General features: G+C 62.7%; 13 protein-coding genes. 9 read left to right on the plus strand and 4 right to left on the minus strand.

Features of this window, described 5'->3' with window-relative positions; genetic code table 11:
• Positions 1 to 14: 14 nt before the first annotated feature.
• Positions 15 to 974, minus strand: a complete 960-nt coding sequence (locus tag APH35_RS16280; RefSeq protein WP_060515101.1) for a sugar ABC transporter substrate-binding protein — start codon at positions 972 to 974, stop codon at positions 15 to 17.
• A 308-nt stretch (positions 975 to 1,282) separates the two neighbouring features.
• Between APH35_RS16280 and APH35_RS16285 the strand changes: the two genes are divergently transcribed.
• Entirely contained in the window at positions 1,283 to 2,371 is a 1,089-nt protein-coding gene (locus APH35_RS16285; protein ID WP_060492717.1) for an asparaginase, read from the plus strand.
• Positions 2,372 to 2,551: 180 nt separating this feature from the next.
• On the opposite strand, the gene hpaR is transcribed toward APH35_RS16285, so the two are convergent.
• Together hpaR and hpaA are read right to left on the minus strand one after the other, a co-directional pair.
• The gene (hpaR, locus tag APH35_RS16290; RefSeq protein ID WP_060492718.1) at positions 2,552 to 2,974 is read right to left on the minus strand and encodes a homoprotocatechuate degradation operon regulator HpaR; all 423 of its coding nucleotides are present in this window, start codon (positions 2,972 to 2,974) and stop codon (positions 2,552 to 2,554) included.
• Between the two features lie 155 nt (positions 2,975 to 3,129).
• Positions 3,130 to 4,035 (minus strand): 4-hydroxyphenylacetate catabolism regulatory protein HpaA, encoded by a 906-nt coding sequence (hpaA, locus tag APH35_RS16295; RefSeq protein WP_041166751.1) that lies wholly within the window; start codon positions 4,033 to 4,035, stop codon positions 3,130 to 3,132.
• Between the two features lie 171 nt (positions 4,036 to 4,206).
• Between hpaA and APH35_RS16300 the strand changes: the two genes are divergently transcribed.
• The 8 genes from APH35_RS16300 to hpaI all read left to right on the plus strand — a co-directional run bounded on the left by APH35_RS16300 (position 4,207) and on the right by hpaI (position 11,572).
• Positions 4,207 to 4,866 carry a fumarylacetoacetate hydrolase family protein gene (locus tag APH35_RS16300; protein WP_012273108.1) on the plus strand — a complete coding sequence of 220 codons (660 nt, stop codon included), beginning with the start codon at positions 4,207 to 4,209 and terminating at the stop codon, positions 4,864 to 4,866.
• A gap of 10 nt (positions 4,867 to 4,876) precedes the next feature.
• Positions 4,877 to 5,641: a fumarylacetoacetate hydrolase family protein gene (locus APH35_RS16305; RefSeq protein ID WP_012273109.1), complete on the plus strand. Its 765-nt coding sequence runs from the start codon at positions 4,877 to 4,879 to the stop codon at positions 5,639 to 5,641.
• Between the two features lie 5 nt (positions 5,642 to 5,646).
• Positions 5,647 to 7,107 carry a 5-carboxymethyl-2-hydroxymuconate semialdehyde dehydrogenase gene (gene hpaE, locus APH35_RS16310; RefSeq protein WP_041166752.1) on the plus strand — a complete coding sequence of 487 codons (1,461 nt, stop codon included), beginning with the start codon at positions 5,647 to 5,649 and terminating at the stop codon, positions 7,105 to 7,107.
• 77 nt (positions 7,108 to 7,184) lie between these two features.
• Entirely contained in the window at positions 7,185 to 8,108 is a 924-nt protein-coding gene (gene hpaD / locus APH35_RS16315; protein WP_012273111.1) for a 3,4-dihydroxyphenylacetate 2,3-dioxygenase, read from the plus strand.
• A 63-nt stretch (positions 8,109 to 8,171) separates the two neighbouring features.
• Positions 8,172 to 8,576, plus strand: a complete 405-nt coding sequence (locus APH35_RS16320; RefSeq protein WP_012273112.1) for a 5-carboxymethyl-2-hydroxymuconate Delta-isomerase — start codon at positions 8,172 to 8,174, stop codon at positions 8,574 to 8,576.
• A gap of 53 nt (positions 8,577 to 8,629) precedes the next feature.
• Positions 8,630 to 9,937, plus strand: a complete 1,308-nt coding sequence (locus APH35_RS16325) for an MFS transporter (RefSeq protein ID WP_060515102.1) — start codon at positions 8,630 to 8,632, stop codon at positions 9,935 to 9,937.
• Between the two features lie 17 nt (positions 9,938 to 9,954).
• Positions 9,955 to 10,758, plus strand: a complete 804-nt coding sequence (gene hpaH / locus APH35_RS16330) for a 2-oxo-hept-4-ene-1,7-dioate hydratase (protein WP_012273114.1) — start codon at positions 9,955 to 9,957, stop codon at positions 10,756 to 10,758.
• Between the two features lie 10 nt (positions 10,759 to 10,768).
• Complete coding sequence (gene hpaI / locus APH35_RS16335) at positions 10,769 to 11,572, plus strand: 4-hydroxy-2-oxoheptanedioate aldolase (protein ID WP_060515103.1); 804 nt, start codon at positions 10,769 to 10,771, stop codon at positions 11,570 to 11,572.
• A 49-nt stretch (positions 11,573 to 11,621) separates the two neighbouring features.
• Here hpaI and APH35_RS16340 read toward each other — a convergent pair whose 3' ends face one another.
• Positions 11,622 to 12,551 carry a p-hydroxyphenylacetate 3-hydroxylase reductase component gene (locus tag APH35_RS16340; RefSeq protein WP_012273116.1) on the minus strand — a complete coding sequence of 310 codons (930 nt, stop codon included), beginning with the start codon at positions 12,549 to 12,551 and terminating at the stop codon, positions 11,622 to 11,624.
• Positions 12,552 to 12,560 lie beyond the last annotated feature (9 nt).

Consider the following 12,560-nt stretch of genomic DNA (forward strand, 5'->3'; position numbering starts at 1 on the left):
TTCTCCTGGCAGCGTCAGGGCTTCTTGGTGATGAGTTTGACCGGGGTCTGGATGACGTTGTCGTCATCCACATCAGGCTTCTCGCCCTTGACCATTTTCAGCGCCGCCTGGATGCCGTACACCGCCTGCTGGCTGGCGGCCTGGTCGAGGGTGGCGAGTACGCGACCATCACCAAGCATCGGTTTGATGGCGTTGATGTTGTCGTAGCCCACCACTTGCACCTGGCCGGTCTTACCGGCAGCACGCACGGCCGATACCGCACCCAGGGCCATGCTGTCGTTGCCAGCCATCAGGGCTTTCAGTTCGGGGTATTCGTTGAGCATGGACGCCGCGACAGCGTTGCCTTTGTCGATTTCCCAGTTGCCACTTTGCACCGAGACGATCTTCATCTGTGCGGCCTCCATGGCGTCCTTGAAGCCGGCGGTGCGTTGCTGGGCGTTGGTGGTGGTCGGCACGCCTTCGATGATGCCCACCTGGTCGCCGGCCTTGAGCTTCTGGCTGGCCAGGTAGTCGCCGACCAGGCGCGCGCCCTTGCGGTTGTCGGGGCCAACGAAGGGTACGCTGATGCCTTTGCTCTTGAGCAGATCAGGGTCCAGACGGTTGTCGATGTTGATCACTACAACGCCCTGGTCCATGGCCTTCTTCACCGCCGACACCAGTGCCTTGGAATCGGCCGGGGCAATCACCAGCGCCTTGGCGCCGGAATTGACCATTTGCTCGACGATGCGAATCTGCTCGCCGGTGTCGGTTTCGTTCTTGATGCCATTGGCGACCAGGTCGAATTCACTGGCGTGGGCTTTCTGGTAGTCCTTGGCGCCGTCTTCCATGGTGCGGAAGAATTCATTGGCCAGCGACTTCATGACCAGGGCGACCTTGGGTTTGTCTTCGGCGTGGGCGGCCGACAATGGCAGGGCGAGAGAAAGCGAGGAAACGACAGCGAGGGCCAGCAGACGACCGGGGAACGGCAGTTTCATGGACGATGACTCCGAATCTTGTGTTTTTTATCGGATAGCAAACGTTTGCGGTACCTAACTATGGAAACAGGACCGGGGTTTGTCAAATCCGTTTGGCTGTCGGAGGCCAGAGCACTGCTTCGGCTGATTATCCAGATTTCTCCGAAAAACCGAACACCTTTTCCTATGTTTTTCGGGATTCCGAATGCAATACGCCCCCTGGCAACGCGCAAGGCCGCACCTACGCTCATTTACACAAGCTGGTATGAAACATGCCTTGTCCAGGTGCGACAAAAAAATCATCTCACTAGGAAGAGAGAACAATAACGATGAATGCCGCACTGAAAACCTTCGCCCCCAGCGCACTCGCGCTGCTGCTGATCCTGCCAGCCACCGCCTCGGCCAAAGAAGCCGAAACCCAGCAGAAGCTGGCCAACGTGGTCATCCTCGCCACCGGCGGCACCATTGCCGGCGCCGGTGCCAGCGCCGCCAACAGCGCTACCTACCAGGCTGCCAAGCTGGGCGTCGACAAGCTCATCGCCGGCGTGCCGGAGCTTGCAGACATCGCCAACGTGCGCGGTGAGCAAGTGATGCAGATCGCGTCTGAAAGCATCAGCAACGACGACCTGCTAAAGCTGGGCAAACGCGTCGCCGAGCTGGCCGAAAGCAAGGACGTCGACGGAATCGTCATCACCCACGGCACCGACACCCTGGAAGAAACCGCCTATTTCCTCAATCTGGTGGAAAAGACCGACAAGCCAATCGTGGTGGTCGGTTCGATGCGTCCAGGTACCGCCATGTCCGCTGACGGCATGCTCAACCTGTATAACGCCGTGGCCGTGGCCAGCGACAAGCAGTCGCGTGGCAAGGGCGTGCTGGTGACCATGAACGACGAGATCCAGTCCGGGCGTGACGTGAGCAAGTCGGTCAACATCAAAACCGAAGCGTTCAAGAGCGCCTGGGGCCCCATGGGCATGGTAGTGGAAGGCAAGTCCTACTGGTTCCGCCTGCCGGCCAAGCGCCATACGGTCAATTCCGAGTTCGATATCAAGCAGATCAGCAGCCTGCCCCAGGTGGACATTGCCTATGGCTATGGCAACGTCACCGACACTGCCTACAAGGCACTGGCGCAAAACGGTGCCAAGGCGCTGATTCATGCCGGCACCGGCAACGGTTCGGTATCGTCGCGGGTGGTGCCGGCGCTGCAAGAGCTGCGCAAGAACGGCGTGCAGATCATCCGTTCGTCTCACGTCAACCAGGGTGGCTTCGTGCTGCGCAACGCCGAACAGCCGGACGACAAGAACGACTGGGTGGTGGCCCACGACCTGAACCCGCAAAAGGCGCGAATTCTGGCGATGGTAGCGATGACCAAGACCCAGGACAGCAAGGAACTGCAGCGAATCTTCTGGGAGTATTGAGTGCTCCACTCAGGGCCGGTGCGCCGGCTCTGAGGCTCTTGCCGCCCTTCCCTCTGCGGTGCCTGGCACCGCCTCTGAGCCACGCATGACCAGCCCCGGCGGCGGCGCTCTTCGCGGGCATGCCCGCTCCCACAGCGACGACTGTCATCCTGTACAACCGGTGCCATCCACTACAGGAACTCAGGGCGCAATGCGCTTCAGGTCATTCAACAAGCCCATCAGTTGCTGCAGCTTCTCTTCACCAAACTGCGCCTGAATCTTCTGGTAGTTGGCCTCCATCCCTTCCTTCATCGAGGCAAAGCACGCCTCCCCGTCTTCGGTCAGGCTGACGAACACCCGCCGCTGGTCCTGCGCTGCCTTCTGCCGCCGCACCAGCCCATCGCGCTCCAGCCGCCCCAGCACCCCGGTCATGCTCGGCTTGAGGATGCAGGCCAGTTCTGCCAGCTGGTAATTCTCCAGCTCGCCATGCTGCTTGAGGATGCGGATGACCCGCCATTGCTGCTCGGTCAGGTCATGCGCGTTCAACAGCGGCCTGAAAAATGCCATCGCGGCTTCTCGGGCCTGCAAAAGGCTTAGGGTGAGCGAAGGTTGGGTCTTGGTCATGGTCGAGCCTGTGGTTTTTCTCAGTTCACAAATTTAAGGGCATGCACGATGGAAAGTGCAATCTGTTCCACGGAAAACCCATTCAAGCCCAGCGCGCGGGCTGCGACTATCCGGTACAAACAACAACACATACCGGGTGCGCCGCCATGGCCCTGTCACTGCAAGTGTGCCTGCCGCTGGCGATACTCCCCAGGCGTGAGTTTGGCGTAGCGGTTGAAGAAGCGGCTGAAATAGGCCGGGTCCTTGAAGCCGAGCTGGTAACAGATTTCGTTGGCCGTGCTACCGGAAAACAACAGCAAGCGCTTGGCCTCCTGCATCAGCCGCTCCAGTACCAGGCGCTTGGATGGCAAGTCGGCGATACGCCGGCACACATCGTTCAGCCGCGCCTCGGTCACGCCAACCTGCTGCGCGTAGCGGGCCAGCGGCCAGTGCTCGAGGTAATGCGCTTCGATCAGTGCATTGAAACGGTGGAAGATCTTCAAGTCCTCATGCCGCGCCGGGGTCGACTCCAGCGAGTTGGGGCACAGCCGCAGCAGGCTGACCATGATCAAGCGGGTCAGCGACTGCAGCGCCGCCTCGCGCCCCGGTTGCTGTGTGGCGAACTCGTCGCTCAGCGCTTCCAGCCAGCCTTGCAGGCGGTGGGCCTCGGCCTTGTATTCGGCCGGCAGGTTGCCCAGCGCCACGCAGGCCGGCTGCACCTGCATGCCCGCCGGCAGCAGGCTGGCATCGGCTTCGATCAATTGCCAGACCAGTTGCTGGCGCACAGTCAGCACATGCCCGTCGCTGTCGGCTTCGGTAACGAACGCGTGTGCCACCGTGGGCGGCGTGAGGAAGAACATCGGCCCGGCCTCGATGTACTGCTGGTCGTCCAGATACACCCGCACCGTGCCCGATTTCACGTAATGCACCTGGAAGAACCGGTCATGTCGGTGCACTGGCATGTTGCGCCCGAAAAAGCCCGCCAGGTTGCCCAGCCGGTCGTAATGCACCTCGCTGTCGCTGTAGCGCTGGTCATAGACCTGGCCGATGTTGATGTTCGGTATCGGATGCCGGTCGCTCATGGCTGCTTGCTCGCAAATCGCTTGACCCTGTTGACGATGGCCCATGGTGCACCGCCTTGTCGGCACGCACCACTGGCCACCTCTTGACCATCGTTAACATATTAACTATAACATTAACACATTAACAAAATCCGCAGGACGGCCATCGCCCTGCACTGCCAGGAGAAGAGCATGAGCCATGCCCTGCATGACGTTGCCAACGGCACCCTGTTCGGCGTCGCGCTGAACTACCGGGGTTTGCTGCAGCAGCACCAAGCGGCGTTCGTCGAAGCACCGTACAAGCAACTGCCAGTCAAGCCAGTGCTGTTCGTCAAAACCCCGAACACGCGCAACCAGCATGAAGGCCAAGTGCTGTTCCCGGCCAACGTACAGCGCCTGCAACCTGGCCCGGCGCTGGGTGTGGTGATTGGCAAGGACGCCAGCCGCGTCAGTGTGGAGGACGCCCTGGAGCATGTGGCGGGCTACACCATCGTCAACGAAACCAGCCTGCCCGAAGACAGCTACTACCGCCCGGCCGTCAAGGCCAAGTGCCGTGATGGCTTCTGCCCGATCGGCCCAGCGTTGGTGCCGGCCAGCCAGGTAGCCAACCCCGATGCCCTAGGCCTGCGCCTGTATGTGAATGGCGAACTGCGCCAGCACAACAACACCGCCAACTGCGTGCGCACGGTGGCCCAGCTGATTGCCGAAATCAGCGAGTTCATGACCCTGCACGCTGGCGACATCCTGATCACCGGCACCCCCGAGGGCCGCGTCGATGTACAGCCAGGCGACCGCGTCGATATCGAGATCGACGGCCTGGGCAAGCTGACCAACCACATCGTCGCCGAGTGAGGAATTACCTGTGAAACACGCCCGTATCCAGTTCGACGGCCAGGCCCATGATGTCACGGTCGAAGGCGACCACCTGCGCCTTGCCGATGGCCGCCTGGTCCATCAAGACCAGGTCACCTGGCTGCCGCCCGCCACCGGCAGCATGTTCGCCCTGGGCCTGAACTACGCCGATCACGCCAAGGAACTGGCCTTCGCGCCGCCCACCGAACCTCTGGCCTTCATCAAGTCGCCCGGCACCTACACCGGCCACGGCCAGGTCACCTGGCGCCCGGACAACGTCGAGTACATGCACTACGAGTGCGAGTTGGTCGCGGTCATTGGCAAAGCGGCGAAAAACGTCAAGCGTGAGGACGCCCTGGCCTACGTTGCCGGCTACACCGTGTGCAACGACTACGCCATCCGCGACTACCTGGAAAACTACTACCGCCCCAACCTGCGGGTGAAAAACCGCGACGCCACCACCCCGGTCGGCCCGTGGATCGTCGATGCGGCCGATGTGCCAGACGTCAGCAACCTGAAGCTGCGCACCTGGATCAACGGTGAGCTGAAGCAGGAAGGCACCACGGCGGACATGATCTTCGACATCCCGCACCTTATCGAATACTTCTCCAGCTTCATGACCCTGCAGCCAGGCGACATGATCGCCACCGGCACGCCAGAAGGCCTGGCCGACGTGGTGCCGGGCGATGAAGTGGTAGTGGAAGTGGAAGGCGTCGGCCGCCTGGTCAACCGCATCGTCAGCGAAGCTGACTTCTTCAAGAACAACAAGGCATGAGCAGCATGATCAAGCACTGGATCAACGGCCGTGAGGTCGAGAGCAAAGACACCTTCGTCAACTACAACCCGGCCACCGGCGATGCCATTTGTGAAGTCGCCAGCGGTGGCGCCGAAGAAGTGGCGCAAGCCGTGGCCGCGGCCAAGGAAGCCTTCCCCAAGTGGGCCAACACCCCGGCCAAGGAACGTGCCCGCCTGATGCGCAAGCTGGGTGAGCTGATCGACCAGAACGTGCCGAAACTGGCCGAGCTGGAAACCCTCGACACCGGCCTGCCGATCCACCAGACCAAGAACGTGCTGATCCCGCGTGCCTCGCACAACTTCGATTTTTTCGCCGAAGTGTGCACACGCATGGATGGCCACACCTACCCGGTCGACGACCAGATGCTCAACTACACCCTGTACCAGCCGGTGGGTGTATGCGGCCTGGTCAGCCCCTGGAACGTGCCGTTCATGACCGCCACCTGGAAGACCGCGCCGTGCCTGGCGCTGGGCAACACCGCCGTGCTGAAGATGAGCGAACTGTCGCCACTGACCGCCAACGAACTGGGCCGCCTGGCTGTCGAAGCCGGCATCCCCAACGGCGTGCTCAACGTGATCCAGGGCTATGGCGCCACCGCTGGCGACGCCCTGGTACGTCACCCGGATGTACGCGCTATTTCCTTCACCGGCGGCACCGCCACCGGCAAGAAGATCATGCAGACCGCTGGCCTGAAAAAGTACTCGATGGAACTGGGCGGAAAATCGCCGGTGCTGATCTTCGAAGATGCCGACCTTGAGCGTGCGCTGGACGCCGCGCTGTTCACCATCTTCTCGCTGAACGGCGAACGCTGCACCGCCGGCAGCCGCATTTTCATCCAGGAAAGCGTGTACCCGCAGTTCGTCGCCGAGTTCGCGGCGCGCGCCAAGCGCCTGATCGTCGGTGACCCGACCGACCCGAAAACCCAGGTCGGTTCGATGATCACCCAGCAGCACTACGACAAGGTCACCGGCTACATCCGCATCGGCATGGAAGAAGGCGCACGCCTGGTCGCCGGTGGCCTGGAACGCCCGGCCAACCTGCCGGCGCATTTGGCCAAAGGGCAGTTCATCCAGCCCACCGTGTTCGCCGATGTGAACAACAAGATGCGCATTGCCCAGGAAGAAATCTTCGGCCCGGTGGTGTGCCTGATCCCGTTCAAGGACGAAGCAGAAGCGCTGCAACTGGCCAACGACACCGAGTACGGCCTGGCGTCGTACATCTGGACCCAGGACATCGGCAAGGCCCACCGCCTGGCCCGTGGCATCGAGGCCGGCATGGTGTTCATCAACAGCCAGAACGTACGCGACCTGCGCCAGCCATTCGGTGGCGTGAAAGGTTCCGGTACCGGGCGTGAAGGCGGGCAGTACAGCTTCGAGGTCTTTGCAGAGATCAAGAACGTGTGTATTTCCATGGGTAGCCACCACATTCCGCGCTGGGGCGTGTGAGCAAACCGTAGATGGCCGCTCCCACAAGTACCGCGTCAGCCGCCGAAAACAACAACATTCTGTAACCGGAGCTTTCCATGGGCAAACTCGCTCTCACTGCCAAGATTACCCATGTACCGTCCATGTACATGTCCGAACTGCCAGGCCCGCGCCAGGGCTTTCGCCAGGCAGCCATCGACGGGCATCACGAAATCAGCCGCCGCTGCCGCGAGCTGGGCGTGGACACCATCGTCGTGTTCGATACCCACTGGCTGGTCAACGCCAACTACCACGTGTTGTGCGGGCCGCATTTCGAGGGTGTGTACACCAGCAACGAACTGCCGCACTTCATCAGCAACATGCCTTACGCCTTCCCCGGTAACCCCGAGCTGGGCAAGCTGCTGGCAGAGGAATGCAACCGTTTCAATGTCGAGACCATGGCCCACCACGCCACCACCCTCGCCCCGGAGTACGGCACCCTGGTGCCGATGCGCTACATGAACCAGGACCAGCACTTCAAGGTGGTTTCGGTCTCGGCACTGTGCACCTCGCACTACCTGGCCGACAGCGCCCGCCTGGGCTGGGCCATGCGCAAGGCAGTAGAAGACCACTACGACGGCACCGTGGCATTCCTGGCCAGCGGTTCGCTGTCGCACCGCTTCGCGCAGAACGGCCAGGCGCCGGACTTCGCCACCAAGGTGTGGAGCCCGTTCCTGGAAACCCTTGATCACCGCGTGGTGCAAATGTGGCAAGACGGCGAGTGGGAAGCCTTCTGCGGCATGCTCCCTGAATACGCCGCCAAAGGCCACGGTGAAGGGTTCATGCACGACACGGCGATGCTGCTCGGTGCGCTGGGCTGGTCCGACTACGACGGCAAGGCCGAGGTGGTCACGCCCTACTTCGGCTCTTCCGGCACCGGCCAGATCAACGCGATCTTCCCGGTTACCCCACAGGATGGCAGCGCCATCCCTGTAGCCCAGGCCGCCAACCCGGCAGCCGTGGTGTCCACCAGCCGCTTGTAATCCACCCGCTTGCGCCTGGCCGTCCCGGCGGATGGCGGGCGCGGCTCGCCGAGGATACCCCTCATGCCACACCTGGTTCTGCTCTACACCCCCGACCTGGAAACCGATGCCGACATCCCCGGCCTGTGCCGCGCCTTGGCCGACACCATGCTCGAACAGCGCGATGGTGAAGGCAAAGCTGTGTTCCCCACCGGCGGCACCCGCGTGCTGGCCTACCCCGCCGCCCATAGTGCAGTGGCAGATGGCAAGGGCGAATACGGTTTCCTGTACGCCAACCTGCGCATGGCCACCGGCCGCAGCACCGAGGTGCACAAGGCGGTGGGCGACAGCCTGCTGGCGGTGTTGAAAGCCCGCCTGGACCCACTGCTGCAACAGCGCCCAATCGGCATCACCGTACAGATCGACCACAGCACCGCCCAAGTCTACGACGCCAAGCACAGCACCTTGCACCCATTGTTCAACCGCTAGCGCGCCGGCTCGAAAGCCCCTTCCCCGCCTCATTGAAGAACAAGTACAAAAACATGAGCACACTCGAACACGCCTCGCCACGCGAGGCACACGCTGAAAGGGTCGACAGTACCCACCGGGCAGTCACCTGGCGGCTGATGCCGCTGCTGCTGGTGTGCTACCTGTTCGCCCACCTGGACCGCATCAACATCGGCTTCGCCAAGATGCAGATGAGCCAGGACCTGCATTTGTCCGACACCGTCTACGGCCTGGGTGCCGGGCTGTTCTTCATCGCCTATGCGCTGTTTGGCGTACCCAGCAACCTCATGCTCGACCGGGTCGGCCCACGCCGCTGGATCGCCTGCCTGATGGTGGTGTGGGGGTTGTTGTCGACCAGCATGCTGCTGATCGAAAGCAGCAGCGCGTTCTACCTGCTGCGCTTCGCCCTGGGCGCGGCGGAGGCCGGGTTCTTCCCAGGTATCCTGGTCTACCTCAACCGCTGGTACCCGGCCGGGCGGCGCGCCCAGGTGACGGCGCTGTTCGCCATTGCCGTGCCATTGGCCGGAGTCGTCGGCGGGCCGGTGTCCGGGGCCATCCTGGCCTTCATGCACGACACCGCAGGGCTGCGTGGCTGGCAGTGGATGTTCCTGCTCGAAGGCGCACCTGTGGTGCTGCTGGGCCTGGTGGTGCTGGCCGTGCTGCCGGAGCATTTCGAAAAGGTGAGCTGGCTGGACGATCAGCAGAAAGCCACGCTGCGCGCGCAATTCGGTGAGGAAGAACAGCGTAAGCCGGTGACCTCGTTCAGCGCCATTTTCGCCAGCCGTGCACTGTGGCTGCTGGTGGCGGTGTATTGCGCGGTGATGCTGGCGGTCAACACCCTGGCGTTCTGGATGCCCAGCCTGATCCACAGTGCCGGGGTGGCCAGCGACGCCAGTGTCGGCCTGCTCAGCGCTGTGCCGTACGTGGCCGGCTGCGTGTTCATGCTGGCCTGCGGCCGCTCCAGCGACCGCCTGCGCGAACGCCGCTGGCACCTGTGCGTCCCCCTGCTGATGGCCGCCACCGGCATCGCCATCGCAGCCCTTGCCCCCGAGCAGGCGTGGCCGGTAATGGCCGGCCTGGTGCTGGCCGGCATGGGCGCCAGCGCTGCGCTGCCGATGTTCTGGCAACTGCCGCCGGCCTTCCTCAACGCCCGCACCCAGGCCGCCGGCATTGCTCTGATCAGCTCGCTGGGCAGCATCGCCTCGTTCTTCACGCCCTACTTCATCGGCTGGGTGCGCGACACCACCCACAGCGCCAGCCTGGCCCTGTATGTGCTCGCCATCTTCATCGCCCTGGGTGGCCTGCTGGTGCTGCGCACCCGAGCTGCCATCGTCAACCCTTGAATCAAGAGACTGTCCCCATGCTAGACAACGCTTTCATCCAGCAAGCCGCCGAACGCCTCGACCAGGCCGAACGCTCCCGCGAGCAAGTGCGCCAGTTCTCGCTGGAGCAGCCCGCAATCAGCGTCGAAGACGCCTATGCCATCCAGCGCGCCTGGGTGGCGAAAAAGATCGCCGCCGGGCGCAAGCTGGTGGGCCACAAGATCGGCCTGACCTCGCGTGCCATGCAGGTGTCGTCGAACATCACCGAGCCAGACTATGGCGCATTGCTCGACGACATGCTGTTCGATGAAGGCAGCGACATCCCCTTCGAACGCTTCATCGTGCCGCGCGTTGAAGTGGAGTTGGCGTTCATCCTCGGCAAGCCGCTGAAAGGCCCCAACGTCACTGTTTTCGATGTGCTGGAAGCCACCGAATGGGTGATCCCGGCGCTGGAAATCATCGATGCGCGCATCCAGCAGGTGGACCCGCAAACCCAGGCCACCCGCAAGGTGTTCGACACCATTTCCGACAACGCCGCCAATGCCGGCGTGGTGATGGGCGGACGGGCCGTGCGCCCCACCGAGATCGACCTGCGCAAAGTGCCGGCAGTGCTCTACCGCAACGGCGTGATCGAGGAGTCCGGTGTCAGCGCCGCGGTGCTCAATCACCCGGCCAAAGGCGTTGCCTGGCTGGCCAACAAGCTGGCCCCGTACGACGTCACCTTGCAGCCCGGCCAGATCATCCTCGGTGGTTCGTTCACCCGCCCGGTGGCCGCACGCCCAGGCGATACCTTCCACGTCGACTACGACATGCTCGGCGCCATCGCCTGCCGCTTCGTTTGAGGACCAGCCCATGGACATGCCCATCAACCACTTCAAGCAACGCCTGTGCAGCGGCGAGCCGCAGGTCGGCCTGTGGCTCGGCCTGGCCGATGCCTACTGCGCAGAGCTGGCCGCCAATGCCGGTTTCGACTGGCTGCTGATCGACGGCGAACACGCCCCCAACGACCTGCGCGGCATGCTCGCGCAGTTGCAGGCGGTGGCCCCCTACCCCAGCCAGGCGGTGATCCGCCCGGTAATCGGTGATACCGCGCTGATCAAGCAGGTGCTGGACATCGGCGCTCAGACCTTGCTGGTGCCGATGGTGGAAAGCGCTGAACAGGCGCAGCAACTGGTCAAGGCCATGCATTACCCGCCCAACGGCATTCGTGGCGTGGGCAGCGCACTGGCACGGGCATCGCGCTGGAACACCATCCCCGGCTACCTGGACCACGCCGATGAACAGATGTGCCTGCTGGTGCAGATCGAAAACAAGGAAGGCCTGGCCAACCTGGACGAGATCGTTGCGGTGGAAGGTGTGGATGGCGTGTTCATCGGGCCTGCGGACTTGAGCGCAGCCATGGGCCATCGGGGCAACCCTGGGCATCCAGAGGTGCAGGCAGCGATCGAGGATGCCATCGTACGCATCGGCAAGGCGGGCAAGGCTGCAGGTATTCTCAGCGCGGATGAGAAACTGGCGCGACGTTATATCGAGCTGGGTGCGGCATTTGTGGCCGTCGGTGTGGATACCACGGTGCTGATGCGCGGGCTGCGCGAGCTGGCAGGGAAGTTCAAAGGTACGCCGATGGTTGGCAGTGCCGGGGGGAGTGTCTACTGAGGTATCTGTGTGGATGGCACCGGCCTCTCCGGTGCCATCCACAGCGAGATCAGATGTTGATAAGTGCCTTGAGCACTGTCTTGAAAGTCTCCAGCTGCTCTTCACTGAACTGCCCGAACACCTTGTCCTGCTGTTCCCGGGCAATGGTCCACAATGCCTCGGTCTCGTCCACGCCCTTCACCGACAACCGCACACGTCCGTCATCATCGGCAATCAACCCTTTGCGCTTGAGGTTGGCCACCGCTTCCTCGATCTCCCGCGCCGGCATCGCCACTTCCCGTTGCAGGTCGTTCAGGCTCAGCCCCGCATCGTTCTCCAGCACCATCAGCATGCGCGCCTCACTGGTACGCAGGCCGGTGCACAACTGGCGTGGCTGGTAGTCGGCCTGGTAGGCGCGCAATGCCTGGGTCATCAGGTAATACAGGTTGTGTTGCAGGCGGCCCTGGAAGTGGCTGCTGGGTGCCTGCCCTTCTGCACGCTGGGTCATGCGGGTATGTGGCAGCACCATGGAATAGGCGCCCTGGTGGTACAGCAGCGGCGAGCGGCCGAAATCATCGAACGCCACCACCCTGCCTATCAGGATCCAGTGATCGCCACCGTCCAGTTGCTGGTACTTTTCACACTCGAAGCGTGCCGCGCAATCGACGAACAATGGCACGCCGCCAACGCCCGTCTCGTAGTCGATACCGGCAAAGCGGTCCTCTTTGGGCCGGGCGAAGTTGTTGGACAGGTCGATCTGGTCCGCAGCCAGAACGTTCACGGCAAAATGCGAGGCCTCTTCGAACACTTCATGGCTGGTCGAACGTTTGTCGATGCTCCACAGGATCAGCGCCGGGTCCAGCGACACCGAGTTGAAACTGTTGGCGGTGACGCCCACCTTGCGGCCACTGGGGCCGGCTGCGGTCACCACGGTAACGCCGGTGGCGAAGTTGCCCAGTGCGCGGCGGAAGGCACGCGCGTCGAAGGTTTCATTGGACATGCAAGACTC

This window comes from Pseudomonas sp. NBRC 111132 (assembly GCF_001320565.1).
Lineage (GTDB): Bacteria > Pseudomonadota > Gammaproteobacteria > Pseudomonadales > Pseudomonadaceae > Aquipseudomonas > Aquipseudomonas putida_P.